The sequence below is a fragment of the Candidatus Binataceae bacterium genome (assembly GCA_035508495.1).
Lineage (GTDB): Bacteria > Desulfobacterota > Binatia > Binatales > Binataceae > JASHPB01.
In genome coordinates, this window is record DATJMX010000010.1 from 25187 (window position 1) to 51454 (window position 26268).

At 61.3% G+C, this 26268-nt stretch carries 31 protein-coding genes; 18 read left to right on the forward strand and 13 right to left on the reverse strand.

The annotated features are described in order from the left end of the window. Positions 1–99: 99 nt before the first annotated feature. The gene (locus tag VMA09_03135) at positions 100–1194 is read right to left on the reverse strand and encodes a Zn-dependent alcohol dehydrogenase (GenBank protein HUA32572.1); all 1095 of its coding nucleotides are present in this window, start codon (positions 1192–1194) and stop codon (positions 100–102) included. A gap of 69 nt (positions 1195–1263) precedes the next feature. Continuing rightward, positions 1264–2400 (reverse strand): MaoC family dehydratase N-terminal domain-containing protein, encoded by a 1137-nt coding sequence (locus tag VMA09_03140; GenBank protein ID HUA32573.1) that lies wholly within the window; start codon positions 2398–2400, stop codon positions 1264–1266. Between the two features lie 202 nt (positions 2401–2602). Here VMA09_03140 and VMA09_03145 point away from each other — a divergent pair, with 202 nt between their 5' ends. Further along, positions 2603–3184 carry an arginine decarboxylase, pyruvoyl-dependent gene (locus VMA09_03145; GenBank protein ID HUA32574.1) on the forward strand — a complete coding sequence of 194 codons (582 nt, stop codon included), beginning with the start codon at positions 2603–2605 and terminating at the stop codon, positions 3182–3184. 6 nt (positions 3185–3190) lie between these two features. Here VMA09_03145 and VMA09_03150 read toward each other — a convergent pair whose 3' ends face one another. Beyond that, complete coding sequence (locus tag VMA09_03150; protein HUA32575.1) at positions 3191–3622, reverse strand: hypothetical protein; 432 nt, start codon at positions 3620–3622, stop codon at positions 3191–3193. 461 nt (positions 3623–4083) lie between these two features. Here VMA09_03150 and VMA09_03155 point away from each other — a divergent pair, with 461 nt between their 5' ends. The 10 genes from VMA09_03155 to aqpZ all read left to right on the forward strand — a co-directional run bounded on the left by VMA09_03155 (position 4084) and on the right by aqpZ (position 11222). Then, positions 4084–4611, forward strand: coding sequence for a DUF2844 domain-containing protein (locus VMA09_03155; GenBank protein HUA32576.1), 528 nt, complete (start codon positions 4084–4086; stop codon positions 4609–4611). Then, on the forward strand, positions 4608–5834 hold the full coding sequence (locus VMA09_03160) for a DUF3443 domain-containing protein (protein ID HUA32577.1): 1227 nt from the start codon (positions 4608–4610) through the stop codon (positions 5832–5834). The genes VMA09_03155 and VMA09_03160 overlap by 4 nt, the downstream gene beginning before the upstream one ends. A 186-nt stretch (positions 5835–6020) precedes the next feature. Next, a complete protein-coding gene (locus tag VMA09_03165; GenBank protein ID HUA32578.1) occupies positions 6021–7457 on the forward strand; it encodes a sigma-54 dependent transcriptional regulator in 1437 nt (478 codons plus the stop codon). 12 nt (positions 7458–7469) lie between these two features. Further along, the gene (locus VMA09_03170) at positions 7470–7832 is read left to right on the forward strand and encodes an Hpt domain-containing protein (GenBank protein HUA32579.1); all 363 of its coding nucleotides are present in this window, start codon (positions 7470–7472) and stop codon (positions 7830–7832) included. Between the two features lie 47 nt (positions 7833–7879). Then, positions 7880–8611 (forward strand): SDR family oxidoreductase, encoded by a 732-nt coding sequence (locus VMA09_03175; protein ID HUA32580.1) that lies wholly within the window; start codon positions 7880–7882, stop codon positions 8609–8611. A gap of 83 nt (positions 8612–8694) precedes the next feature. Beyond that, positions 8695–8853, forward strand: a complete 159-nt coding sequence (locus VMA09_03180) for a hypothetical protein (GenBank protein ID HUA32581.1) — start codon at positions 8695–8697, stop codon at positions 8851–8853. Between the two features lie 20 nt (positions 8854–8873). Further along, complete coding sequence (locus VMA09_03185) at positions 8874–9257, forward strand: dual specificity protein phosphatase (GenBank protein HUA32582.1); 384 nt, start codon at positions 8874–8876, stop codon at positions 9255–9257. 68 nt (positions 9258–9325) lie between these two features. Beyond that, positions 9326–9718 carry a hypothetical protein gene (locus VMA09_03190; GenBank protein HUA32583.1) on the forward strand — a complete coding sequence of 131 codons (393 nt, stop codon included), beginning with the start codon at positions 9326–9328 and terminating at the stop codon, positions 9716–9718. A 117-nt stretch (positions 9719–9835) separates the two neighbouring features. Further along, a complete protein-coding gene (locus VMA09_03195; GenBank protein HUA32584.1) occupies positions 9836–10432 on the forward strand; it encodes a YceI family protein in 597 nt (198 codons plus the stop codon). A gap of 94 nt (positions 10433–10526) precedes the next feature. Continuing rightward, entirely contained in the window at positions 10527–11222 is a 696-nt protein-coding gene (aqpZ, locus tag VMA09_03200) for an aquaporin Z (GenBank protein ID HUA32585.1), read from the forward strand. A gap of 6 nt (positions 11223–11228) precedes the next feature. Here aqpZ and VMA09_03205 read toward each other — a convergent pair whose 3' ends face one another. From VMA09_03205 to VMA09_03230, 6 genes are all read right to left on the reverse strand, one after another. Continuing rightward, a complete protein-coding gene (locus VMA09_03205) occupies positions 11229–13499 on the reverse strand; it encodes a cation:proton antiporter (protein ID HUA32586.1) in 2271 nt (756 codons plus the stop codon). 164 nt (positions 13500–13663) lie between these two features. After that, positions 13664–14242 carry a CBS domain-containing protein gene (locus tag VMA09_03210; protein ID HUA32587.1) on the reverse strand — a complete coding sequence of 193 codons (579 nt, stop codon included), beginning with the start codon at positions 14240–14242 and terminating at the stop codon, positions 13664–13666. A 35-nt stretch (positions 14243–14277) separates the two neighbouring features. Next, positions 14278–14748, reverse strand: a complete 471-nt coding sequence (locus VMA09_03215; GenBank protein HUA32588.1) for a CYTH domain-containing protein — start codon at positions 14746–14748, stop codon at positions 14278–14280. 115 nt (positions 14749–14863) lie between these two features. Then, positions 14864–15757, reverse strand: coding sequence for a sugar phosphate nucleotidyltransferase (locus VMA09_03220; GenBank protein ID HUA32589.1), 894 nt, complete (start codon positions 15755–15757; stop codon positions 14864–14866). A 127-nt stretch (positions 15758–15884) separates the two neighbouring features. Then, the gene (locus VMA09_03225) at positions 15885–16400 is read right to left on the reverse strand and encodes a hypothetical protein (protein HUA32590.1); all 516 of its coding nucleotides are present in this window, start codon (positions 16398–16400) and stop codon (positions 15885–15887) included. A gap of 139 nt (positions 16401–16539) precedes the next feature. Further along, on the reverse strand, positions 16540–16689 hold the full coding sequence (locus VMA09_03230) for a hypothetical protein (protein HUA32591.1): 150 nt from the start codon (positions 16687–16689) through the stop codon (positions 16540–16542). A 159-nt stretch (positions 16690–16848) separates the two neighbouring features. On the opposite strand from VMA09_03230, the gene VMA09_03235 reads away from it, so the two are divergent. The 7 genes from VMA09_03235 (at position 16849) to VMA09_03265 (ending at position 22305) form a co-directional block, all read left to right on the forward strand. Continuing rightward, positions 16849–17187, forward strand: a complete 339-nt coding sequence (locus VMA09_03235; protein ID HUA32592.1) for an HPF/RaiA family ribosome-associated protein — start codon at positions 16849–16851, stop codon at positions 17185–17187. A gap of 193 nt (positions 17188–17380) precedes the next feature. Then, positions 17381–17917 carry a TraR/DksA family transcriptional regulator gene (locus VMA09_03240; GenBank protein ID HUA32593.1) on the forward strand — a complete coding sequence of 179 codons (537 nt, stop codon included), beginning with the start codon at positions 17381–17383 and terminating at the stop codon, positions 17915–17917. Between the two features lie 36 nt (positions 17918–17953). Continuing rightward, positions 17954–18394 (forward strand): universal stress protein, encoded by a 441-nt coding sequence (locus VMA09_03245; GenBank protein ID HUA32594.1) that lies wholly within the window; start codon positions 17954–17956, stop codon positions 18392–18394. A gap of 246 nt (positions 18395–18640) precedes the next feature. Beyond that, entirely contained in the window at positions 18641–19453 is an 813-nt protein-coding gene (locus tag VMA09_03250) for a response regulator (GenBank protein HUA32595.1), read from the forward strand. A gap of 103 nt (positions 19454–19556) precedes the next feature. Beyond that, entirely contained in the window at positions 19557–20894 is a 1338-nt protein-coding gene (locus VMA09_03255) for an ATP-binding protein (protein ID HUA32596.1), read from the forward strand. Then, positions 20881–21288, forward strand: coding sequence for a response regulator (locus VMA09_03260; GenBank protein ID HUA32597.1), 408 nt, complete (start codon positions 20881–20883; stop codon positions 21286–21288). The genes VMA09_03255 and VMA09_03260 overlap by 14 nt, the downstream gene beginning before the upstream one ends. Before the next feature lie 165 nt (positions 21289–21453). Continuing rightward, on the forward strand, positions 21454–22305 hold the full coding sequence (locus tag VMA09_03265; protein HUA32598.1) for a radical SAM protein: 852 nt from the start codon (positions 21454–21456) through the stop codon (positions 22303–22305). A 199-nt stretch (positions 22306–22504) separates the two neighbouring features. On the opposite strand, the gene VMA09_03270 is transcribed toward VMA09_03265, so the two are convergent. From VMA09_03270 to VMA09_03285, 4 genes are read right to left on the reverse strand one after another with little or no spacing between them, the layout of a single operon-like run. After that, positions 22505–23620, reverse strand: a complete 1116-nt coding sequence (locus VMA09_03270; GenBank protein ID HUA32599.1) for an ABC transporter permease — start codon at positions 23618–23620, stop codon at positions 22505–22507. A 13-nt stretch (positions 23621–23633) separates the two neighbouring features. Beyond that, positions 23634–24641 (reverse strand): ATP-binding cassette domain-containing protein, encoded by a 1008-nt coding sequence (locus tag VMA09_03275; protein ID HUA32600.1) that lies wholly within the window; start codon positions 24639–24641, stop codon positions 23634–23636. Continuing rightward, a complete protein-coding gene (locus VMA09_03280; protein ID HUA32601.1) occupies positions 24616–25482 on the reverse strand; it encodes an efflux RND transporter periplasmic adaptor subunit in 867 nt (288 codons plus the stop codon). Before VMA09_03280 ends, VMA09_03275 begins: the two co-directional genes overlap by 26 nt. Continuing rightward, positions 25482–26123 carry a TetR/AcrR family transcriptional regulator gene (locus VMA09_03285; GenBank protein HUA32602.1) on the reverse strand — a complete coding sequence of 214 codons (642 nt, stop codon included), beginning with the start codon at positions 26121–26123 and terminating at the stop codon, positions 25482–25484. The genes VMA09_03280 and VMA09_03285 overlap by 1 nt, the downstream gene beginning before the upstream one ends. Positions 26124–26268: the final 145 nt, after the last annotated feature.

Sequence of the window (26268 nt, forward strand, 5' to 3'; positions counted from 1 at the left end):
TCATCATGAAGGCACTAAAGTACAGACACCAAGGGTACTAAGAAGAAATTTTCTTCCTTGGTGCCCTTCGTGTCTTTGTGGTTATTTTTTTCTGATTGCTCAGTCGAACATGAGCACCGTTCTTGCGACCTCGCCCGCTTTCATTGATTTGAAGGCGTCGTTTACGTCTTCGAGCTTGCCGCGCTTGCTTACCATGTCGTCGAGGTTGAGGCGGCCCTGCATGTAGAAATCGATGTAGCGCGGCATGTCGATTCGGAAGCGATTGCTTCCCATCATCGTACCTTGGAGGCGCCGCTCGGTCAGGAGCTTGGGTCCGTCGATTTCGACCTTCTGCCCGACCGGGATCATGCCGATGATCGTCGCCGTGCCTCCCGCCTTGATCGCATCGAAGCACTGTTCGGCGAGCTTTTTGAGTCCAACTGCCTCGAATGAGTAATCGACACCGCCTCCGCCAGTCAGCTTCTTGATGGAATCGACGGCGTCGCTCGTCGATGCGTCGACGGTGTGCGTCGCACCGAAGCGCTTCGCCATCGCAAGTTTGTTCTCGAACTGATCGACCGCGATGATCATCCGCGCGCCCGCGATGCGCGCGCCCTGGATCGCCGAGATGCCGACGCCGCCGCATCCGAAGACCGCGACCGTCGAGCCCGGTTCGATCTTCGCCGTGTTGAGCACGGCGCCAACGCCCGTCGTGACGCCGCATCCGATTAGCGCGGCGCGATCGAGCGCGATCTCGTTGGTGATTTTCACCAGCGCGTTTTCGTGAAGCAGCATCTTCTCAGCGTATGTCGAGAGGTCGGCGAACTGGATCAGCTTCTGACCATTTTGTGTGAGCCGCGGCTTGTCGGTCTTGGCGCGCTGCGTCGCCTGCCGATTAGCGCATCGATGCGGGTGACCCGACATGCACTCTTCGCAGTAGCCGCAAAAGACCGAGGTGCAGGCGATCACGTGGTCGCCGGGCTTGAGATAAGTGACGGCCTTGCCGACCTTCTCGACGATGCCGGCCGCCTCGTGGCCGAGCACAGCGGCGCCGGGCAGGGGATAGAGTCCTTCGACAAAATGCAGGTCGCTGTGGCATACGCCGCTCGCCGCGGTTTTTACCAGGACTTCGTGATCCTGCGGCTCGTCGATATCGATCTGTTCAATTTTGAGTGGTTGATTCGGTCCGTGAAACACCGCGGCTTTGATTTTCATGTTTGCCTCCGAGCTCGGTCGATCGTTTGGGAGAATTTCTTGCTTTGATAACTATTTGTGAATGCGCCGTTAGCTACGTGAAGGCAGTCGCACTTTAGCAGTCGCGAGCACCGACAATTCGCCGTCCTGATTCTCCGCGCGCTGCGCGATTTCCGCGTAGTGCTCGTTGCCCTCGGCGAAAACGCGCTTCACTTCGCCATCGATATAAAGCGTGTCGCCGACAGGATTGTGCCGGCGAATCTCGACGCGCAGATGACGCAGGAAGCCCTTGTCGCCCATCCAGTTGGTGATCTGATGCGACATCCAGGAGCATCGCTCGGGACCGTAATCGTATGCCGCCGGAGTTCCGACCAGCGCCGCCAGATCGTCGTCCCAATGCACGCGCTCGGGCACATCGGGATAGCCGAACTTGTTCGCGATGCCGAGGCCGGGATGCTTCTGCAATTGCTTCCACGCGAGCTTGTTGGCGCGGATGTAAAGCCCGCCCCATCCCTGCGCGAATGCGATGAAGCCCGTCACCGTCATCGGACCTTTGACGATTCGCTGCAACTTGTCGCTGGGCGTCACGTCCTCGATATAGCGCGGAGTCGCGCCGCGGATTGCCTCGGCTTGGTAGATTTCGAAAATCTTCGCGAGGTCGTCGCGCGTGTACTGGATTGGCGCCCTGCGCTTCACCTCGTCGTACTTGGTGCCACGCTCGCGCGCCGTGTCGCGCTCGGTGCGAAAGCACCAGCTATCGCCCTCAGCGACTTTTTCGCCGCGCTGATTGATAAACTCGCAGCGGTAGATCTGTTGGATGGCGCGCCCCGCGAAGCGCGTCTCGTGCTCGACGAGCTCGTTGAGCCACACCTTGGTCGTGAACTCATCGCCGTGGAGCATCGGCTTGTGCCACTCGACGTCGATCCCGGCGAACATTGCATGCACGCCGGGCAGACCCGCGACGTATCCACTGAACGATCGGTTAAGCGGAAAGATAAACGATGGCGGCGCGACGAGCCGGCCGTATGCGGTCGCTTTCGCGTACGCCGGATCGCACCAGAGCGGGTTGTCGTCGCCGATCCCGTGCGCCCAGTGGCGGATATTGTCGCGCGTCGCTTCGTAGCACCAGGGCTCGAGCGAATCGGCAACCGGCACTCCGATCAGCTTGCGCAGATCGGCAAGGCTCTTGTCGCTGATAAGCGAAAAACGCTGCGCTGCTTGAGGCATCTGTACTCCCGCCGCCCCCACAGCATCGGTACAAAGCATCAAGGTCAATTGTCAACCGAGTGAGCGCCTCCGTTACGAGCAGATTAATTGCGCGCTTGCCGGATATCGATGGTGGACACAGGTTCGAGACATCGGCTAACTGGAAATTCGGTTGCGCGCCGGGCGCGCCGCCTATATCGCTACGTGTCGAGGACGGGAATAGATGGGGCCTACTGGAAAGTGCATTTTTCTCACCAAGGGCGTCGGGAAGCATCGCGAGAAACTCACGTCGTTCGAATTGGCGCTGCGCGACGCTCGTATCGCGGAGTTCAATATCGTTCGCGTGAGCTCGATCTTCCCGCCGGGATGCAAGGTCATCTCGGTGCAGGAAGGACTCAAGACATTGACTCCTGGTCAGATCGTTTACGCGGTGATGTACGACAACTCGACCAACGAGCCCCATCGCCTGGTCGCTTCTTCAGTCGGCCTTGCGATTCCCGCCGATCCTAAGCAGTACGGCTATCTCTCCGAGCACAAGAGCTTCGGCGAAACGGATGAGAAGGCGGGCGACTATGCCGAGGATCTGGCGGCGACGATGCTCGCGACGGCGCTCGGCGTCGATTTCGATCCGGACGTGAGCTACGACGAGCGCAAGGACGTGTGGAAGCTGTCGGACAAGATCGTCACGACACGCAACATCACGCAGTCCGCGGTCGGCGATCGCGATGGGCTTTGGACGACAGTCGTCACTGCTGCAGTGTTCTGCGATCTACCCGAAAAGCAGCAGCCGCAATCCCAAAGCTGATCGGCGTCAGTTAGAAGCGCGCTCGAATGCGATCGTGAATATGCGCGCCGCGTCGGCGCGATGAGCACGAAGCATCGCGCCGCTCTGCTCGAGGCGGTGCCGCGCGAACTCGAACCCATCGCCGGGAAGGTTGAGCTCCACCGGTGCGGAGTCTCGCGCAAAGGTGCGAAACTCACCGCGCGACTCGCGCGGCCCGACTGCGCTGTCGCTAAGGTCGATGCAGAGCTCCTCATCGGTGGCGTATAGCCTGACCACGATGACCGGTTCCGGCGTAGCGCGCGCGATGACCTCGAGGATCGTGCGCAGCGCGAGACTCGCGCCGTGACGATCGGCGTGGACAATCGCGTAGGGATGATCATCGACAAACGTGACCCCGCGATTAGCGCTGGCGGCGGTCTCGCGATATTCGTGAATGATCGAGCAGACGAGACCTCGCAAGTCGAGATCCTCGCGGATCGCTAAATCATTCCGGGGGGCTGGATGTTTGGCGGCTACGTTCACGGCGATACGAAAAGCACGAAGTTCCTGACCAAAAGAGAGCAGCTTCCGTGCCGCGAATCCCGCCAATAATTTGGCAGGCACGACGAATGATCCGTGTCGTAAACGACTCATAACTGTAACGAATACGGGTCAAATGTTCACGCACGCGCGTCATCCCCCGATGCATCGCTTGCGGCAATCCGAGCGGATATGGCAAAGATGATCGCAGCGACGCTAAACCATGAGCGGAGCGCGATTGACACGGAGTTGTTCGGTCACGAAAAGGGGTGTTGGAAGATCCGCTTTGGCAGGGTTTCAGAGCGCAACTTTCCTTTGTTCGTCCGTCATTCCCCAAAAGTGAACTTGGAGCAAACGCGGCACTCGGCCGCTCCGGTGATGAGCCGTGAAGAGGACGATCGATGCTGAGCAGGAGAGATTTCAGCAGGAAGTTCCTGCGTACCGCGATTCCACTGACGGCCGCGTTACTGCTCGAGCCGCTGTCGGGCTCGGCGCTGGCCATGCTCGGCGGTTCCGCGCAATCGGTTACCGTGGATCAGCAAACACTCGGCGGCGCGCTCAATGCCACGCCGCAGACGCAAGCGTCCGGGGTGCAGGCGCTGAACCAATCGAGCGCGGGTGCGGCGTACACGGTGCAGCAGATCTCGATTCCAAATGGAACCACCGTCAACGAATATCTTTCAGCCAGCGGCACGGTCTTCGCCGTGAGCTGGCGCGGCAAGCGCCCGCCGGATCTTAGCCAGCTCTTCGGCACTTACTTCGCTCAGTATCAGCAAGCGCTCGCGGCGCCGCATCAAGAGCGTGGTCCGCGCAAGATTCAGACCCAGGACCTGATCGTCGAAACCAGCGGCCATATGCGTGATCTCATGGGCCGTGCCTACCTTCCTGCGCTCGTTCCTGCGGGCGTCAGCGTTGATGAAATCCAATGAAAGCATCCTGGCTGATCGCGATTCCCTTGATGATCGGGCTCCTGGCGGCTTGCGGTGGAGGAGGCGGGGGAGGGGGATTTGTCCCGATTCATTCGCCGACGGCAACTCCGACACCGGCGCCGCCCGCCGGCAACGTTCAGAGCATGAGCGTCGATTTAGGTCCTAACGGGAATCTCGTCAACGGGGCGTTCACGTCGGTCACGGTCTGCGTGCCGAATACCGCCAACTGCCAGACGATCCCCAACGTACTCCTCGATACGGGTTCGTTCGGATTGCGTCTGCTCGGCTCCGCGCTGAACCCGACGTTGACCCTGCCGCGCCAGACCGACGGCAGCGGAGACGCGATCGCGGAATGCGGCTTCTTCGGCAGCTTGTTCACCTGGGGGCCGGTCGCAACCGCCGATATCGAAATGGCCGACGAAGCCGCCTCGAGCATTCCCGTTCAGATCATCAGCCCGTCGGGTTTTACCACCGCGCCGACCGCATGCATCAATAGCGGTCTGCCGCAGGCCGACTCGCTGGCGACCTTGCGCGCCAATGGAATCCTCGGCGTCGGCGTCTTCGTCCAGGATTGCGGAACCGATTGCACCACGAACGGTTCATCCAATCCCGGATTCTATTATGCGTGCGCAGGATCGAGTTGCAGCGTGACGACGCAGAGCGAGGCGAACCAGGTCCAGAATCCTATTTCGTCGTTCAGCGGCGATGACAATGGTTTGATCATCGAGCTGCCGTCCGTCCCGGCAGGCGGCGCCAAGAGCGTCACTGGATCGTTGGTGTTTGGGATCGGAACGCAGTCAAACAACCAACTCGGCACCGCACAGGTCTTCACGACCGATTCGAACGGAAACGTCACGACAACTTTCGGGGGCAATTCATACGGCACGACTTATATCGACACGGGCTCGAACGCTCTTTTCTTCCTCAGCACCGCGGCGACCGGGATACCGGAATGCAGCGGCGGTGGTTTCTACTGCCCGGCGAGCAGCGAAAATCTCAGCGCGCAAATCGAGGGACAGAACAGCGCGACGGCAACGGTCGACTTTACCATCGCCAACGCCAACAATCTTTTCAGCACTAACAACGCCGTTTTCAACGATCTCGGCGGCCCGTTCTCGCAGGGCTTTGATTGGGGCTTGCCGTTCTTCCTGGGACGCAACGTATTCGTCGCAATCGACGGCCAAACCACTCCCGCGGGATCGGGCCCGTACTTTGCGTTCTGAGCGGAGCTTGGCACGGCGAAAAAGAGGAGTCGCGGTGGCGAACCTAATCCCATCGTCTCCCATCGAAGGCGCTCAGAGTCGCACGCGCACAAGGGTTTTTTTGCTCTTCGCTTGACCGTTCACCCCGAACCGCGTTGAGTGAAACTGCCTTCAAGTTTCACCCGAACGGAGATTGCGCGCCTTCCAATGTCCGAACGTATTTTGATTGTTGACGACGATGAGCTGATGGCGCGCTATGTCGAGCGTATCCTCGCCAGCGCCGGTTTCGAGTGCGAGGTCTGCCTCGATGCGGAAAAGGCGCTCAATGCCTGCGAAACGCGCCGCATCGATCTCGTGATTTCCGACGTCGTGATGCCGTCGATGAACGGCACCGAGCTGATGCGCCGGATCCGCGAGCGGATGCCGATGCTGCCGGTCATCCTGCTTACCTCCTACGGCAGTATCGAAGCCGCCGTAGAAGCAATGCGCGCGGGAGCGTTCGGCTATCTCACCAAGCCAGCCAAAGATGACGAATTGTTAATGCTGGTGCGAAGGGCGCTGGAGATGACGCGCCTGGAGCGCGAGAATCGCCTCCTGCGCCAGGAACTGAACGAACGCTACGGTCCAGACGCGTTCGTCGCCGTCAGCGACCATAGCCGCACGCTGCTCGAGTCCGTGCGCCGGATCGCGCCGAGCCGCGCCACCGTGCTGATCCAGGGCGAGAGCGGAACCGGCAAGGAACTCGTCGCGCGGCTGATTCACTTCTGGAGTAATCGCGTCGGTCAACCATTCGTCGCCGTGAACTGCAAGGCGTTTGGCGAGGGCGTGCTCGACAGCGAACTCTTTGGCCACGAAAAGGGCGCGTTCACGGGCGCGATCATGGCGCGGCCGGGATGCTTCGAGCGGGCCTCCGGCGGAACTTTGTTTCTCGACGAAATCGGCGACATCGGCGCGGATTTCCAGGCCAAGCTGCTGCGCGTCTTGCAGGAGGGTGAGATTCTTCGCGTCGGCGGCGCGGCGCCGCGTAAGATCGATGTGCGCGTGGTTTGCGCGACCAATCGCAACCTGCGCGAGGAAGTCGGTGCCGGCCGCTTTCGTGAGGACCTCTACTTCCGCCTCAATGTAATTCCAGTGACCCTCGCGCCGCTGCGCGAGCGCCGCGACGATATCGTTCCGCTCGCGCGGCACTTTCTCTCCTCGGGCGCGACACTCGTGGGACGCAACCTGCGGCTCTCGGCCGAAGCCGAGCGGGCGCTGCACGATCACGCGTGGCCCGGCAATGTGCGCGAGCTCGAAAACGTCATCGAGCGAATAATCGTGATGGCGCACGGCGACGAAATCGGCCCTCAGGATCTGGTGCTCGACACTGCTGTCATCGTGCCGCGCGCAAACGGCGCGGCAGCGGCTGTCGAACCCCTGGCCACGCCACTGGAAGCGGCGCCCATCGCTCAGGACGGATCGAGCGATGAAGACGAATACGCGACGCTTGATGAAACTCTCGATCTGGCGATCGCCAACCGGCTGCGCGAGGCGATCGAACGCGCGCGCGGAAATCGCTCGGAGGCCGCGAAGATGCTGGGCCTGAATCGCACCAAGTTCTACCGCCTGCTGCGCCGTATCGAGCAGTCTCCGCAACGCCGCTGATCTTTGACGGCGATGCGAAGTTTGCCGGCAATCGATCGCGCAGCGCTCGAACGTCTGCGCGCCCGCGCGACGGCTGATGCGCCCGAATTTTTCGTCGAGATGGCGACGATGTTCGTGGCCGAGATCGATCGACGGCGTGTCGCCATTGCCGACGCGCTCGCCCGCGAGGACTCAGATGCTCTCGCACGCGCGGCGCATTCGCTCGGCGGCAGCGCCAAGCTGTTTGGCGCGACGCGTCTCGCGGAGTTCTGCCGACAATTGCAGAACGCTCCTCATCCTTCGATCGCCGATGCTCGTGTGATCGTCGTTGCGCTGAACGTCGAATGCGACGAGGTTCGCGCCGTGATCAAAGCGGAGAGCAGCCTCGGCTCCTGACAATTCCGCGCTGGCAACAGACACGTCGCGCGGCGGATAATCGCGCGATGGATCCCAAAGGCAAGGCCGCGATAGTCACGGGCGGCGCTCGAATCGGGCATGAAGTTGCGCTCGCGCTCGCGCGCCGTGGATGCTCAATCGCGATGACATATCTCAGCTCGCGCGCCGCGGTCGAAGGAACGGTGGAGCAAGCGCGCGCTCTCGGCGTCAAAGCTATCGCGCTTCAGGCCGACGCGACGAACGAGTCGCAGGTCGAGGCCGCAGTGAAGGAAGCCTCGAGTTCCCTTGGCAGCGTCGATATCCTCGTTAACATGGCGTCGATTTATGCGAGCACTCCGGCGCCGGGCAACGCCGACTGGACCCGGATGATGGATGCCAACGCGCGCAGCGTGTTTCTTTACTCGACGCACGCCGCGCCGCTGATGAAGCGGGCGGGCGCTGGCCGCATAATCAACTTCGCCGATTGGCTGCCGATCAGCGGCCGTCCGCGCTACCACGGCTACGTTCCGTACTACACGTCGAAGGCGGCGGTGAAGGCTTTGACTGAGAGCCTGGCGCTGGAGCTCGCGCCGGCGATCCTCGTCAACGCGATCGCGCCGGGACCGATTCTCGCGCCGCCCGATTTGAACGCCGCTGAAAATGCCGAGGTGATGCATGCTACGCCGCTCGAGCGCTGGGGCGGAGCGGAGGAAATCGCCAAGGCCGCAGTGTTTCTGATCGATACAGATTTCGTCACCGGCGAATGTATTCGCGTCGATGGCGGCCGCCATCTTTTGTGAGATTGACGGTTCGTTTCGCTTCCATGGTGCCGCGTCTTTGCTGACAATATTTTTCGACGCGGTCGCGCGTCGAAGGCAGAACCATGAGCGAATACATGGGGTACGAGATCAAGCTGAATGAGAAGACCGGGCGCTACGAGGTTTTCTGGAAGGGGAAAAGATCGGGCGAGACGGATTTCGCGCGCGTTGCCGACGCCGAGGAATGGATCGACGATCTGTTCCCGTCCAACCGCACGAGCTGACTCCAAAGCGATCTTGAACATTGGCTGAGATTTGGGGTGCGAGCGAAGTCCTGCCGGGGCTTTACGTCGGCGATTTGCAGGACGCGCAGAAATTCGAGGGCGCGATAATCAGCGTCTTGCCCGACGTTCCGGAAGACGAGCCGCCGCACGCGATTCATATGCCGATCCTGCAAAACGGGCTCGCCACGCTCGACAGCACGGCGGCGCTGATCGACCATTCGCTGAAGCTCGGCCGCCGCGTGCTCGTGCATTGCGAAGAAGGATGTGAACGCGCGCCGCTGGTCGTCGCATGGTTCCTCAAGACCCGCCGCGGAATGACCTTCGACGAAGCCTACGCGCTTTTGAAAAGCCGCCGCCCAATCATAGAAGACCGCCGCCGCTGGCTCGGCATCTATGGGCGCTAATCGCGCTCGCGGCGATCATCCTTCCGCTTCCATCTAATGCTCGCTCCGAATCCGACGGCCCGCCATCTTTGTCAAACGCGTCGCTACTCGGTACGTACCTCGTCACGACGACGGTTAAGGCCTACGTAAAGTTTGGCGGAGGGCCGCGGGTCGGCGACGGAGAATTACGCTTCGACGGCCGTGGCGGACTCTCAGGTGAGACAACGTTTTTCGACGAGCGACAGAAGATACACGGCACGTATCAAGTGAACGCCGATGGAACAGGCACGATGAGCTACACGGCCGATCCGCCGTTCGAATCTCCGGGTGCCATCGAGCTTCAACTGCGAATCTTGAGCAACGACAAGGTCGAGTTCCAATCGCCGGGCTGGCAGAACCGCGACTGGAGCAGCGTTAACAACCAACTGCATCAGAATAACGGCGGCATAGTTGGCGAACTGCACAAAATCCCCTCTCCGTGACCAAGTAGAGGGGTTTTCAGAGAGGACATCGTTGCTGTTGAGTGTGTGTCGGCTGTCGGGCAGGCTGGACCGAGGCTGGGATTGCGCCTATTAGACGGATCACCCGAAGGAGATTTCATGAAAACCTGGATCGCTCGCATCTCGCTGATGCTTTTCTTCTTTGCTGCTGCTGCGCCGGCTGCGATGGCCGAGACGTGGCAGATTGACCCTGCCCATACCAATGTCGAGTTCACGGTGCGCCACATGATGATCTCCAACGTCAAAGGCGAATTTCAGAAGACCAGCGGAACGATTACGACCAACGGCAGCGATCCGACTTCGGCGGTGATCGACGCCACGATCGACGCCAATTCGCTCAACACCCGCGTCGAGAAGCGCGACGGGCATCTGAAGAGTCCCGACTTCCTCGATGTCGCCAAGTATCCGACGATCACATTTAAATCGACGAAAGTTGAAGCCAACGGCACCGGCAAGTGGAAAGTGACGGGCGACCTCACGCTGCACGGCGTCACCAAGCCGGTCGTGCTCGACGTCGATGCGCCTGCGGCACCGATCAAGGATCCGATGGGCAATACGCGCGCCGGCGCATCGGCTACGACGACCATCAGCCGCAAGGACTACGGACTCACCTGGAACAAAACGATGGATACAGGCGGCGTCATCGTAGGCGACGAGGTCGCGATCTCGATCGACGTCGAAGCGATCAAGAAATAGCCGGCGCTCAGTCGGGCCGTTTCGCCTCCAATAGCAAGCCTCCGCGCGAGGAGGCGAAGAATCGTCGCGCGGCGCACTTCAGGAGGAGCAGATGATGAGCCTGTCAAAGCGAGCGACGGCGGAACTGATCGGTACCTTCTGGCTGGTGTTCGGCGGATGCGGCACGGCGGTGATTTCAGCCCATTTCCCGCAGGTGGGGGTCGGCCTGCTGGGCGTGGCGCTCGCCTTCGGGCTGACGCTGCTGACGATGGCGTTCGCGATCGGCAACATCTCGGGATGCCACATCAATCCGGCGGTCACGATCGGATTGTGGGCTGGAAAGCGCTTTCCGACGGCCGAGGTCGTTCCATATATCGTCGCACAGGTGATCGGCGGAATTATCGCATCAACTGTTCTCTACGTGATCGCGAGCGGCGCGCCTGGCTTCAGCCTGAGTAACGGCTTCGCCGCCAACGGCTACGGCGCGCATTCACCGGGCGGTTACGGATTAGGCTCGGCATTCGTTGCCGAGACGGTACTCACAATGATGTTCGTCTTCGTCATCCTGGGCTCGACCGACAAGCGCGTCGCGATCGGCTTTGCGCCGATTCCGATCGGTCTGGTCCTGACGCTGATTCATCTCATCAGCATCCCGATCACGAACACGTCGGTGAATCCCGCGCGCAGCACGGGACCCGCGCTGTACGTCGGCGGATGGGCGCTCGGGCAACTGTGGCTTTTCTGGGTGGCGCCGTTCCTCGGCGCTGCGGTCGGCGGTACCGTTTACAACCTGCTGTTCAGCGAGCCTTGAGATAGGTCAGGACTGCGCGCGGCTCAGGTCCGCTTCGGCGACTGATTCTTCGGCGGCTTCGCAGCCCTGCACAAATACGAGTGTTCGCAGGCCGTCGATGAAGCCGTTGGGCGACAGGTCGATTCGTTCGGCCAGGCTCGTGCTGATGATCACAAGGCCGTTGGGCGCCTGCTTCTGAAGCTGCTCGACGCTCAGCTCCGACAGGATTTCGGAGTTGACGCGGCGAGGCGCGAGGCGGCTTGCATCGCGCACCATCTGAGATAACTCCGGATCACTTTCGCCGTCAGGGCCGGGCGCGAGGAGGGCATGAAAATTTATTTTGCGGCGCTCGCCCACGCGCACAGCGAGATCGAGCGCGGCGCGGCCGCTCGGCGAATTGTCGACTACCGCCGAAATGCGATCGAACGGCCGCTCGGCGCCATGTACCACTACGCCGACGTGAACCGGCACGGCGCGGGCCCGGTCGAGAATCTCGCGCACCACGCCGCCCTTGAAATCCGAGCCGAACACCGCGCGATGCGATCCGAGCAGCAGCCATCCGATTTGCGGCTGCGCGGCGGTGCTCACGATGTCCCTGGCCGGATCGTCGGTCCATACCGCCTGCGGCGTGATAACCGCGCCGCGCTCCCACGCGAGGTCGAGCGCGGCTGAGAGCGCGGGCGAGCGCGGCGGCACGCGCTGCTCGGCCTCGCGCAGCCCGGAGCGCACTCCGCCGGGCGGGATTCGCACGAGAGCCAGCACATGCGGCGGCGGCGCATCGTGAGGCGTAGCCGCGAGCGCGAGCTCGATCAGATACGGTACGCCCTCGGGATTCGATACCGGCACGAGCACGGCGCGCCGTTCCGTGCCCACGAGCGCGGGTCGCCGCGGCGCTTGGAACGCGGCTTGCTGGCCGTCGCGGGCGCCGCGGGTAATCAGGTGAATCGCGGGCGTCGTGGCGAAAGTCGTCACCAGCGCCATGATCACGAGCATCGCGAACAGTTCGAGTGAGATCACGTGCAGCTCGAGTCCGATATTGAGTACGATCAGCTCCATCAGGCCGCGCGTGTTCATGAGCGCGCCCAGCGCCGACGCGTCGCGCCATCCGAGTCCGGTGAGGCGCGCCGCGATCGCGCTGCCGCCGAATTTGCCGAGCGACGCAACGATCACGATAAGGCCGCAGATCGCCCACGCCTCGTATCCGCTGACGAGACCGATCTGCGTGCGCAAGCCAGTGAAGGCGAAAAACGCCGGCAACAGCAGAACGACTATGAGATCTTCGAGACGGTCGGTTAACTCGCGGGCGAGACCGCTGTCGTGCGGGATCACCGCGCCGAGCGCGAAAGCGCCGAAGATTGCATGGATTCCGATGAACTCGGTCGCAAACGACGACAGCAGGAGCATTACGAAGATCGCCGCCATCACGCCCTGCGTCAGACGGCCGCGAATACCGTAGACCAGCGACAGCCGCACCATCGCGGGACGGACGAGAAACGCCATCGCGGCGATATAGCCGAGGGCGAGCGCGATCGTCGTGAGCGCTCCCGTCGCGCGGGCCTGCGCGACACCGACCACGAACGCGAGCAGGCACCATGCAGTGACGTCATCGACGGCGGCACACGTGAGCGCGATCGCGCCCATGCGGCTGCGATGAATCTTGCGGTCGGTGAGAATGCGCGCCAACACCGGGAACGCCGTTACCGACATCGAAACGCCGAGGAAGAGTGAGAACACGGTGAACGGAACGTCGCTCGTCGAGAGCCGCGGATAAAGGAAGAGCGCGAGGATCCCGCCGAGCAGGAACGGCGCGACGATACTCGCGTGCGAGATCGCGATCGCCGAATGGCCGCGCTTGCGCATCAGTGCCGGGTCGAGCTCGAGGCCGACCAGGAACATGTAAAGAATCACGCCGATCTGCGCGAGGACATTCAGAAAAGGCGCAACCTCAGGCGGCAGCAGGTACGCTGACGCGCCGGGCGCGATCCGGCCGAGCAGCGACGGCCCGAGAAGAATACCCGCAATGATTTCGCCGATGACCGGCGGCTGATGGAGCAAGCGGAAGAGCGTGCCCAACAGGCGTGCCGCTGCGATCACAAGGGCGAGCGCCAGCAGCACGTGCAGCACCTCGTTGATCTGGCCGTGCATCACGGCACTGCCGAAGATCTCGGCCGAGCGCGGCGTGGGTGCAGCGATTCGATCGCCGTAGCTGCGAACGACGTCGTAGGCGGCGATGACGATGGCGAGCATCGCGCCGTAAGCGAGCCACGGCTTGGCGCCGTCGACCAGCGTTCTACTCATGGTCGCGGACCGCATGCGGGGAATTCTAACAGCGCGCCACGGTCAACAGAACGCGAAGGCTGGATTTGTTCGATTGAAGAGTCAGTGAATTGTGGGCGTCGTCCAGTTGGTCGCCCGTAGGTTTGTCGTCCCGAGCGACGTTGCGCGCGATGACGAAGCGAACTTTACGGTTTCGCCGGGCGCAGTGACGGATCTTTCTTTTTGCGCGGCGAGCGTTTTTTGGCGAGCTCCGGTTTGACGACGCCGTCCTGGTTGCCGCCTTGCAGGGCTATCACTTCGACGGGAGGGCGTGGTTTGCGGATGGTTGCCACGGTCTCGGCCAGCTCGATCGCGGGATTGGTCCGCGAACTGCCGGCGTCGATATCGATCACGCGCGCGATATCGCTCATCGAAATGAGGCCGACCAATACGCCCGCATTGTCGACTACCCCGAGGCGATGGATCTTCGCATCGCGCATTCTTTTCATCGCGAGCGAGATTGTGTCATCCACTGCGCATACGATGATCTTTTTGCTCATCGAATTCTGAATCGGAATGTGGAAGAGCGGGTGGCCCTGGGTGTACGCGGCCATCGCGATATCGCGATCCGTGACGACACCGACGAGGTGCCGCTCGAGGTCTACGACCGGCACCCATCCGCAATCGTATTCCCACATTATATGGGCAGCGTCGTTGAGGGTCGCATGAATGGGGCAACTCCTCACCTCGCTCGTCATTACATCGCCCACCTTTGTCCGAATCACCGTGCCTGCTCCTCGCTTTGATGCTGCATAGATTATTACTGATTCCAGGTGCGAAACGGATGCCTGCTCAGGTTGGAATTATAATAGCGCGGGTCGCCGGTTACTTCGCGATCGATCCAGTCGGGTATCTCGACTGATTCGTTCTCCGACTTGAGCTCGACCTCCGCCACGACGAGACCCTCGTTGTCGCCGCGAAAGCGATCCACTTCCCAGACGTGGCCGCTCAGCGGGATGCGATAGCGGATCTTGTCGATCGGCTTCACTTCGCTCAGGCGATCGAGGATCTCGCGTGCATCGTCGAGGGGGATTTCGTATTCGTACTCATCGCGCGAGGCGCCCTTAGTCGCGCCCTTGATCGTAACGAAGCCCTTGTCGCCATATATGCGGACGCGGACCGAGAGAGTGGGGCTCGACGCGAGGTACCCCTGACGGATTTCGACGCCCTTGGCGAGCGCGTCGAAGTCGCGCGGCTTCACCAGGAACTTCCGTTCGATTTCCTTCGCCATAGTTCAGACCCTGAGGCGCAAAGATGTCTCGGGTCAGGTGAAGCTCAGTTTACTGCCTCGAAAGGATGAATCCCAATACCAAACGAACTCTGAAAGAGACGACTAAAGGAAAGTGTCAAACCGCGGCTGATTCCATCCACTTCGGCGTGATTCCGATGCGCCGGGCGGTGTCGAGCACGCGATGCGCCTCGCCGAGATCGGTGAAGGCCACGCCACGCACCGGCATCACGGCGAGGTTGACCGGGCATGAGGTCAGGATGTCGTGAGCGAAGCTGCGCTCGGGCGCATCGGCATACAGGCGAGCGACGGCATCGTGCTCGAACGCGCTGCCGAACAGATGGCGGATGTTCGAGAAGCCGAAGTAGAGCTGCGGCTCCGCCATCATGATGAGACCGATCAGAGTCGAGATGCGCGCCACGATGACGCAGCTGTTCCACAAGCTGCCGCGGCGCATCAGGTCGATGGCAGTATCGAGCGGAGGCGTGCCGACGAAGCTTCTGACGGCGCTGATCCTGAAATCGCCGTTGAAGATCGACGTTCCCGGCTCGATCCATCCGTAAGAAGTCTCGGGCGTGAGTGCCGCCATCCCAAGCATCACGGTCAGCTCGGGGCGTCCATCGATGACGTTGAACGCCGCATCGACGTGCCGCATGAACTCGCGCTCGTTGCTGAGATAGTGGTCAGATGGCATCACGACCACACTCGCGTCCGGGGTCTTCGCCGCAAGCCGCATCAGCGAGTAGAGCAGGGCCGGCGCCGTGCCGCGATTCGACGGCTGCACGACGACATTGCCGTTCGGCATGTCACCCAGCAGCGGTGCGTAGAACGCCTCGTGCTTGCGCGATACTACCGTCAGCGTGTGCTCGGGCAGGAACGCGAGCGATGCGCGGCGGCGCGTCTGCTCGAGGAGCGTATGCTCCCCGAGCAGGGCGCAGAACTGCTTGGGAACCTCATGGCCGGTGATGGCACGCGTCAAGGAGGCGAGACGCGTACCATCCCCGCCGGCCATGATAATTGCGTATCGACGATCGCGATGAGTTGCCTTCCCCGCACTGATATTGATCATGAGGGAGCCCTCCATCCGCCACCGGCCGCGCGAGCACGCATCAGCGATATGAACGCGCAGCCTTTCACCGCTAGCCCATACGAGCGTTCCCGATGCCCTGGAACATCATTGCGCCGCGCCGCGCGCGCTTGCGTGCCGAGCGTCCGGCGCGCACCACCTGGCGGCGGCCGACGGAGCGAAGCTGCTTGGTCGGCAGGTCTCGGGGGCTCAGAGTCTTGAGTTGCTTGCGCAGCGTGCCGGGCTCGATACCCAACACGTCACAAACTGATTCGAACGAGAAAGGAGTGCGACCGGCGTCGCGCGCTTCGAACCAGGCCGACACTTCGTCGAACTGTTCACGATCCGCGCGCCGGGTCGAGGTCACATTTTTGACGTAACAACGCACTGCATCTTCGAGCACGGCGAATACGAGGCGGGTTTCGCCATCGAGCGATCCTCTGCGCCGTGTCAGATCGTAGAACTGGACAGGGACGAGGAAGTCAGGTTCGAAGCGCGAGCTGAGCCACGGATCGGGCTGGGTAAGTTCGGAGATGACCGAGTTACCGGCGAATCCGCCGCTGAATTTTTCTACTCCCGCGAAGTCCATCGATAGAGGTCTCCTTCACATCATCACTTCCGGCCCTTGTGAAGACCGATTGCGGTTTTTCAGCACGCTTTGTGCCAATCGGTGGGTCTTGATGTGAAATCCCTGCAAATGCAGCGATAATTGCGATTTTGATGGTCTTTCAGTCGCTGGCTCCGATTGGCAGCTTAAAAATCGTGAACAGAAAATAGGCATCTGCTGCCAAAGACAACGATTTCCCGGCCAGATTCGGCGGCTCCATTTCGATCTCATATTGAGACACCGCCCGAAGCATCAGGTTCTTGCGCAGCATCGGGGTTGATGCCGTCCTCGATCGTTAAATAATTGAAATCAAAGGGATTTCGAGGATCTGACCGCGATGGCTTGTCGCTTGCTGGACTGATCTGGCGGAGCAATCGTGCGGCCTCGCGAGTTTCATATTCCGAAGCGTCGGCCCGGTTCGACAAGGCAAATGAAGAACCTGTTCTCGATCAATTCACCGGATTTCATCTTGAACGAGGCCGACCAGAAGGAAATCCGCACGCGTGCTGCGGAACTCGGCCGTTTCTTCGATGGTGTCACTGGATGCGACGTCGTCCTCGAGGCCTGCGGCTCGCAGCCCAGTCGCCGTGGCGATGCCTATGGCGTCCACATCCGCGTGTCGGTGCCGGGCGATGAGATGGTGGTGAGCCACCGCGCAAAGCGGGAGCTGCGCGTTGTGATCAAGGAGGCTTTCGACGCGACCGGCAGGTGCCTCAAGGACTATGCGCGTGTGATGCGCGCTGAAACGAAATCGGACTGCCAGTCGTGATTGTGTCGAAGGGACTCAAAGTTCACGATCCGAGCTTCCAGCAAGGTCAGTAAAATCAAGGTAAATTTTATAATTTGAATAGGCATGGAGTATGCTTCGTCCAAGCACGACGGCGACTACGAGCGCCAACACCACTGAGAAGGTGAAGTCCATGAATGCTGTCCATGTCGAAGAGAGAACCGATCGTACGACAATGTTGCAGACGCTGCTTGCCAAAGAGCGCGCTGATATTTTGTCACGCCTGAACGAAGTTCGTCCGGCTCGCGAAGATGGCGTCACCGGCGACGAAATGGATATCGCTAAATCGATGGCCGAGGTCGAGACCCAGGCTCGTCTTTTGGAGCGCGCCGAGTCCCGCCTGCGCGAGATCGACGCTGCGCTGAATCGGGTCGAGGCCGGCGAATACGGTATCTGCATGAACTGTGGCGAGGAGATTCCCGTTGCGCGGTTGCGCGTCATCCCGTTCGCCGTCTACTGCGTCGATTGCCAATCAGAGATCGGCGGTGCGAGCGGAGGCGCTCGCGGTCCGGTTGGACGTTCATTCGGTCGTTTCAACAACGCCGAAGAATCGAGCGCATCGGCGGAACATGACACCGACCTGGGCTTGCCAGCCGAAGAAGAGTTGGTCACTGTCCATTCAGACAGCCCTTTCGGCCCCGAGGAAGGCGAGCTTGACCTTGAAACCCTGCCTCGGCGAAAAAGGGGCAGGCCGCGCAAGAATCCGCTGTAAGATTTATCGGCGGCGGAGCGGCGAGGAGAGGCTCCGGTGGTATTTCACAATATCCTCTGCCCGGTGGACTTCGATGAGCGATCGGGCGCCGCTCTGGAAATGGCCGTAAAGCTGGCCGTTCAGAATCACGCTCGATTACACATCCTCAATGTGGCTCCAATACCCCTCGGCGCCGGCGAGCTTTCGCCGGTGCCGCTGGATCCTTATCCCGCGATCGAAGAAGCAGCCCGCGTCAATCTCGAAAGATTTGCGCGCGAGCGTGTGAGCGGCCGCGTGACGTACGAAACGATGGTGGTCAGCGGTGAACCTGCGACTTACATCCTCAGCGCGATTCGCACGCTGCAGATTGATCTGATCGTGATGGGGACGCATTGCCGCAAAGGCGTCGCGCATTTCCTGCTCGGCAGCGTCGCCGAGCGAGTCGTGCGCGAATCTCCGGTGCCGGTGCTGGCGATTCCTGCGCCGCCCGTCGGATGACTCCGCGGGCTGTTTGATTCTGCTACGGATCGTCCGAATCCCGGACACTTGCGCCACTTCGATGCCATCGTCGGACACGTGGTTGCGTCCTTCTACATCGAGCTATCCCTTCTTTCGTGGGCATCTGATTCGATTAGCAGCCCGACACAGACTGACATCCTTGCGGCATAGCGATTGCTCCCTCGCTTTAGGTACCACATCTGCCACAGGTGATCGTTCACCTGTGCTAAACCGCGAGGCATAAGAATGGAGCTGCTGCTCGTCGAAGATAGTCCCACCGATCGTCTGCTGATGCATAACCGGTTGCGGCGCGCGTTTCCGAAAGCGCACATCGCGATCGCCGACGATGCGCATCAGCTCGCCGACGTTTTGCGCGGCGAGAATTGCGATGTCGTCGTTACGGACTATTGGCTCGGATGGACCGACGGGCTCTCCGTTCTGCAACGCGTGAAGGAAAGATGGCCGCGCTCGCGCGTGATTATTCTGACCGGCAATGGCGGTGAGGAAGTCGTCGCCGAGGCATTCAAGTTTGGTCTTTATCATTACCTGCTCAAGCCCGATGGCTTCGACAATCTCGTCCAGGTGGTGCGCGCCGCCTATGAGAGCAAGCAGCGCGAAGATCGCAACGAGCTTATGGTTGCATTCGTCGGATCGCTCCCCGACGCTGTTTACATCTGTGACGCCAGCGGCGCCGTGCTCAGTTGGAATACCGCCGCGGAGCAGCTCTATGGCTTCGCGCAGGAGTCGATTCTCGGACGCACAGTCGAGATCCTGCTGCCGCCGACGATTCGCAACGAAGTATTGAAGCTCCATGAGATGGCGCGCGGCGGGCAACAAATATCGCCGTTGGAGACCCTCGCGCTCAAGGCCGACGGCTCGACGATCAGCATCGCCCTGACGATCATTCCGATCCGCAGCGGCGCCGACATGATCGGAATCGGATGCATTGCCGCGCCCGTCACCGACGCCGAGTCGGGAAAGGCGGCATCGCATGCGGTGCTCGATTTGACCGGGCGCGCGCGGCGCCGCTCCGGAGCGGCCGCCGCCACCACCGCCTAGCGGCAATCGCACTGGCAGTCGCGGCATCGCTGTCCTATCTTCGAGATGCTCATTTTGTTAATTGAGCGTGTTCCGCGTGCTACGCGGAAGATTAGGGACCGCGGTGAATACTACCAGCCATGCCCACGTTGGCCGGCCGCAACCTCATCCGGCGCGCCTGGCAATCCGTTATGCGCTGGTAGGCGTCGTATGGGTCATCGGTTCCGAGTTCCTGCTCGCTGAGCTGCCGCTGCATTCGGCGGTTCTCAATCGGCTATTGTTCGTTAGCGTGACGAGCGTCCTGCTCTTCATCGTCGCGAGCCGTTATGCCCATTCGCTGCAGTTTTCGCTGGCTGTGCGCGACGAGGCGATCGCCCGGGGGCGCGCGTATTTCGAATCCAACGTCGAAGGCATTATTACTACCGACACCAACGGACTGATTCGGCAGATAAATCTGCGTGGGCAGGAACTGTTCGGCTATCGCGAGATTGAGCTTCTGGGGCAGTCAATCGAGATTCTGCTTCCGGAGCGCTACCGCCAGCGGCACCCAGGGTTGCGCGAACGATTCTCAGCCGAATCCCGCTCACGTCCGATGGGGCAGGGCAGGGAAATTGCCGCGCGGCGCAGAGACGGCACCGAGTTTCCCGCGGAGATTTCGCTCAATCGGATGCCGACGCGGCGCGGCGATTTCGTCGTTGCTTTTGTCGCGGATATTACCGAGCGCCGGGCAATGGAGCGCGAAGCGCGCCGCAGTGAGACGCTGAACGCGCTCGGATCGGTCGCTGCCGGAATTGCGCATGAGCTGAACAATCCGCTCGCGATTATCGCCTCGCGGATTGAACTGATGCTGATCGCGGCGCAGGAGCTCCCGGATGATCTGCGCGCCGACCTGGCCGTCTTGCAGCGCAATGTCGAGCGCGCCAGCCGCATCTCGCACAACCTGCTTTCTCTCGCACGTCAGCGGCCCGGCGATCGGCAGTCGATGGATATGAATGCGGCGATCGAAGACGCGGTCCTGCTGCTGCGCGGCGATTCGCGAAGCACGCCGATCGCGTTCGATCTGCGGCTCGATCGCGCGCTGCCGCCGATTCTCGTCGAACAAACCGGTATCGAGCAGGTTCTGATTAACCTGGTGTCCAATGCGCGCGATGCGGGCGCCACGCGCGTCACGGTCCGCAGCGAAACCGACGCGACGCGGCTCGGTTATCTGCGATTGATCGTGACCGACGATGGCCACGGTATCGAGGCCGACGCCCTCGATCGGCTCTTCCAGCCGTTCTTTACGACCAAGAGCAAGGGCACGGGTCTGGGATTATGGCTCAGCAAGCGCCTGGTCGAAGATCACGGTGGCAGCGTCGAGGTCGATTCGAAACCCGGGAAGGGCACGACGTTCACAATCACGCTGCCCACGGTTGAGGCGGGCTTGACGCCGCTGAGTGACGAGGCCTATGCCGCTAAGTGAGCCGAACGATACGCGCCCGCGTATCCTGCTGGTTGACGATGAGCCCGAGCTGGTCGACGCCTACGTGAGGCTGCTTGGGCGCTCGGGCTTTGAATGCCGCGGCGCGCTCGATCTTGAACGCGCAAACAGTCTGCTCGAAAGCGGCCAGTACGATTTGATGATCACCGACTTGAGTATGCCGCGTAGCAGCGGCTTGGATATCATTCGCCGCGCGCAGCGCCGTATACCCCTGGTGCCGGTGATCGTGATGACGGGGCATAGCACTCCAGACTCGGCCCGGGCGGCAGAGGAAGCGGGTGCCGACGCGTGCCTGCTCAAACCTGTATCGATTGCGGAACTGGTTCGGGTCATCCACGAGACACTGGCGCGCCATAGCGAGCGTTCGATCAACTAGGCGTCCACTCACTCGAAGCTAAGCTGTCCTCTGTTTCGCGGAACTAAGTTTTGCCCGTGGCCAGGCGGCGTTGAGATCTCGTGGCGCGATAAATGCTGGCTGATTGTCGTGGAATCGGCGCAGACTCACTCCGGGACAGATGTTCTCGCGGCCTATCAGGCGCACGTGGCAAAGCTGCGCGGCTCGCGGTATCTGGATTTTCCCGCGCATGTACATCTGGAGACTTTCGCTCGCTGCAACGCTCATTGCTCATTCTGTCCGTCCGACAAACTCGAGCGCCGAGGCACGCGGATGTCCTCCGAGCTGATCGAGAAGATCGTCGGCGACCTCGCGGCCATACCAGGCGAACTGCCTTTTCAGCTCTCTCCATTCAAGGTCAACGAACCGTTTCTCGACACGCGCCTGTTCGACATTCTTGAGCTGATCAATCGCCGGCTTCCGAATGCGGAAATCACGCTCACGACCAATGGGTCTCCGCTGACTGATGAAAAGCTCGCGCGCCTAATCCGCGTGCGCAACATTGGCTACTTGTGGATCTCGCTCAATGAGCGCTCGCCTGAGGAATACGAGCGTGTGATGGGCATCCGGTTCGCGAGCACTATCGCACGCCTGGCGAAGCTGCATCGCGCGAAATGCGAAGGGCAGTTGCCGTTCATCGTGGTGTTGTCGCGCGTGGGCGATGGTTCGATCGAAGACGCCCGCTTCGTGCGCTGGGCCAAAGTGACGTTTCCTTTGTTTGAGGTGAGTATCTTCCGGCGCGGTTCGTGGTTAGGGCAAGTCGATTCAGCGGTGGGGCTCGTGCCGGACGTCGGCTGCATGCGATGGTTCGATCTGTCGATCACGGCGACCGGAGCGGTTGCGCATTGCTGCATGGACGGCATGGCCCGACACGTGATCGGTAACGTGGCCACCACGCACGCACTCGAAATTTACAACTCGCGACCCTACCGCACGCTACGCGAGCAAGTAGCCTCGCGCCGCACCGTCGCGCCCTGCAACACCTGCAGCTTTCTGTGATTCGGCCAGGAAATAGGAAGGCGCTTCGCGCACTTACCGGTACCGGCCCCTTTGGGGCCTCCGAGATCCTTCGGCTCCGGCAGACTCCGCTCACCGTGACGCAAGGAGATTTCACCCAGGTCGCACAAGATCAATTTGTTCACAGTCTCTCAGGATGACAGACTTGTTGGCGGCATTGTCATCAGAATTAAAGCCACAACTACAGCGTGCGTTTGAATGAGACGCTGGCGAGCGCGAGCATCATCACCATGAAGACCAGCAGGAACGCGATGTCCTGGTAGACGGCGGTGAAGTCTGCGCCCTTGAAGAGAATCTGTTTGATCGCGCTTACTGCGTGCGTCTCTGGATTGTAGTGGGCGAAGGCGCGTAGCCAGGGCGGGAAACTTTCGACCGGGTAGATCGCGCCGCTCGGAAAGAACAGGATGACGTTGAGAAATCCCGAGAAGGCGCCCACCAGCCGTGGATGACCCGCGCGGCCCAGCAGCGCGAACGTCATCGCGAGCAGCCCGGCCGAGCTGATTATGATAACTCCGACCAGGGTTAGCAGCGCGACTGCACCGCCCTCGATCCGCCCATGCGTGATCAACAGCCCGATGAAGAGCACGATAACGCCCGCGGTGCTCGTCACCGTCACGCCGCTGGCGAGGATACCGCCCGCGATGTCCCAGCGCGAAAGCGGCGTGACGAGATAACATTCAGTCACCCCGAGGAACTTGTCCATGACCCAGTTGAATACGCCTGACATCAGCGAGCCCATGAACATCGCCATCACGATCACGCCTGGAATCAGCGAGCGATCGTAGTCGACATAGGGGAAGAGCCAGCTCGGCCTGAGCGTGATCTGATTCAACTTGGGCTCGCGCGCGGTCACGAAACTTACTTTGATCGCGCCCGCCGCCGTTTCGACGGCGCCTTCGAGCGCCGCTGAGCTCACGGTATCGACGTTGTCGGTGAACATCCCGATCTCGCCGATGCGTCCCTCGGCGACCGCGTGGCTGAAGTTCGGCGGAATGACGATGACGCCCTTGAATTCGCCGTCGCGCACCGCCCGAATTGCATCGCCCGGATCATCCATGAAAGTCAGGTCGACGGTTTTGGGCCCGGCTTGCAGCGCGAGCATCTCCTCGATTATCCGCCGCGCGTAAAGCCCGTGGTCCTGCGCGACAACGACCAGCGGCAGATGTTTGAGCTGGCCCTGGAACGAGTTGCCGATGATGACGAGATAGACGATCGGCATCAGGATCGTCGTGATGAGCGTCATCGGATTGCGCGTGAGTTTGTGTAAGTCGCGGCGCATGATCGCAAGGAACTTCATCTGCCTGGCGCCCTCATCGCTGCTGCGGCATCCCGGCGCCGACCAGCAGGCTGACCTTTTTCGCGGCCTCGTCGCGCAAGGTGCGGCCGGTGAAATGGATGAACACGTCTTCGAGTGACAATTTGTGAATCGTGATCGAGGTGACGCGATCGCCCGCGGCTTCGACCTGGTCGAGCACGCGCGGGATCGCATGGCCGCCGTCATCGGTCGCGAGGATGAGGCGGTTGCCGCCGTCGCGGGTCACGCCGCGCAGATATGTCTGCGCTTCGAGCATCGTCGCAATTTTTTCGACGTCGTGCTCGACTTCGAGATCGATCCGGTCCGATCCTGGCACGACGGATTTCAGGCCCTGCGGCGAATCGAGCGCGATTATTTTGCCGCCATCGACGATCGCGATTCGATCGCAAAGCGACTCGGCTTCGTCCATGTAGTGGGTTGTGAGCGAAATCGTGATCTCGCTTTCCTTGCGCAGCGTTTCGAGCAGATCCCACACCGCGCGGCGGCTTTGCGGGTCGAGTCCGATGGTGGGCTCGTCGAGAAACAGCACTTGGGGGGAATGAATCAGGCCGCGTGCGATCTCAAGCCGCCGGCGCATTCCGCCAGAGTAGGTTGCGACCAGATCCCTCTGCCGTTCCTTGAGCCCGACCATCTCGATCAGGCGTTGTCCGCGGATTCGCCGCTCCTTGCGCGATAGCCCGAAGAACTCGCCATAGATGTCGATATTCTCCCATCCGGTGAGATCGAGGTCGGAGGTCAGCGCCTGCGGGATTACGCCGATTCGCTGGCGCACCTGGTGCGCATGACGCGCGACGTCGATTCCGGCGACGAAGCATTTGCCCTCGGTCGGCGGCAGCAGCGTCGTGAGCATCCGCACCAGCGTCGTCTTGCCCGCGCCGTTGGGTCCGAGCAGGCCGAACACTTCGCCCGTCGCGACCGCGAAGCTGACCTTGTTGACGGCGGTGAAGGAGCCGAAGCGCTTGGTCAGTTCGCGGGTTTCAATTGCGGCTGAGTCGGGTTCCATCGCCACGTTGAAAGGTCACCTCGGCCGTCATCCCGGGCTTGAGCTCGCCGCCCGGTTGAAGCACCTGCACCTTGACGTAGAAAGTCCGGATATCCTGGCGGCCGCGGCGCACGTCGCGCTCGGTCGCGAACTCGCCCTCCTGTCCAATCGCCATGATTCGCCCGGTGAAGGTCTCGGGCGGATTGGTCGGCAAACGGACCTGCGCGGTCTTGCCGACATAGAGCGAACCGAGGTCGGTTTCTTCGACGTCGACGCGCGCCCAGATCGTCGAGAGGTCATCGACGGTGAGGATCGGCGTGCCGGGCGTAACCCATTCGCCGACTTCGAGCGCCTTGCTCACAATCACTCCATCGACGGGCGATTTGATCTGCGTGTCGTTGAGCTGATCGGCATAGAACTTCACGTTGGCCTGCCCGCTGAGCACGTTGGCCTCGTCCTGCTGCACGGCAGTGACGGAATCGTCACGGGTCTGCGTCGAGACGATATTCTCGGAGTAGAGCTTCGCGTTGCGCCCGAGATTGCGCTTGGCCTGGGCGAGGTCCGCCTCGGCGTGAGCGAGGTCGGCCTTGGCCTTGATGTACTGATTGCGGATGTCGATATCCTCGATCGTGCAGACGACCTGGCCCTTGCTGACGTGGTCGCCCTCGAGCAGGTCGAGGGTCTGGATTCGTCCGCCGATACGGGTGGTGATATTGACCTCGGGCGCCTCGATCATGCCGACCACGTCGATATGGCTGCGATCGGGCGGCGGCCACAGGTAGCGACTGCCGAAATAGTAGATGCCGAAGATGATCGCGGCCAGGATTCCCAGCCGGATCAGTCGCCGTATCAGTGCCCGCATCAGCCAGCCTGAAGCATCTCGCGGCTGTCGAATCTTCCTGAATCGAGCGCGCGCAGCAGCAAGTCCGGAAGCTCGCGCACGATCTCGGAGACGGAGCGTTCGGTGCCGTAGTAGAGCAGGACTGAACGCACCGCGCCCATCACCATCAGCGCCGCAAGGCGCGGATCGAAACTACCGAATACTCCGGCGCGCTGACCTTCCTCGATAAGCGAGGTGTAAAGATGCAGTCCGCGCTCGCGCCATCCCTGGATAATCCGCGTGCGAGCTTCGGCCAGGCGCGGCTCCTCGCTCGCGAACAGGCGTGTGAGATCGGGGCGCTCGTTGTAGAACTCGATACTCACGGCGATCGCACGGCGCACGCGCTCGCGCACGTCGGTAGAATGATCGACGCTCTGGCGATAGAGGCGGTCGGCGCTTTCCAGACCGTCGCTCAGAATTCCGAGGTAAAGCTCTTCCTTGGACGGGAAGTAAAGGTAGAGCGTGCCCTTGGCGACGCTGGCGGCCTGCGCGACGCGATCCATGGTCACGGCCTGGTAAGACTCGTGAGCAAAAAGTCTCAGGCCGGCGTTGAGAATTCGCTCCCGCTTCGACACCTGCGCCGCAAGTGCGGGCCGGGAGCTGGTGAGAGAGCTGTTAAGCATATCGGTCCTCATGAACTGACCAGTCAGTCATTTATTGATGGAACCAGCGAAGCGAGTCAATCGGGTGGCCAAATGATTCAGTCCGATGGATCGACAAGGCTCGCGCGGCGCGGAGCGGTCATGATAAAAGACCAGTTCCTGCCAG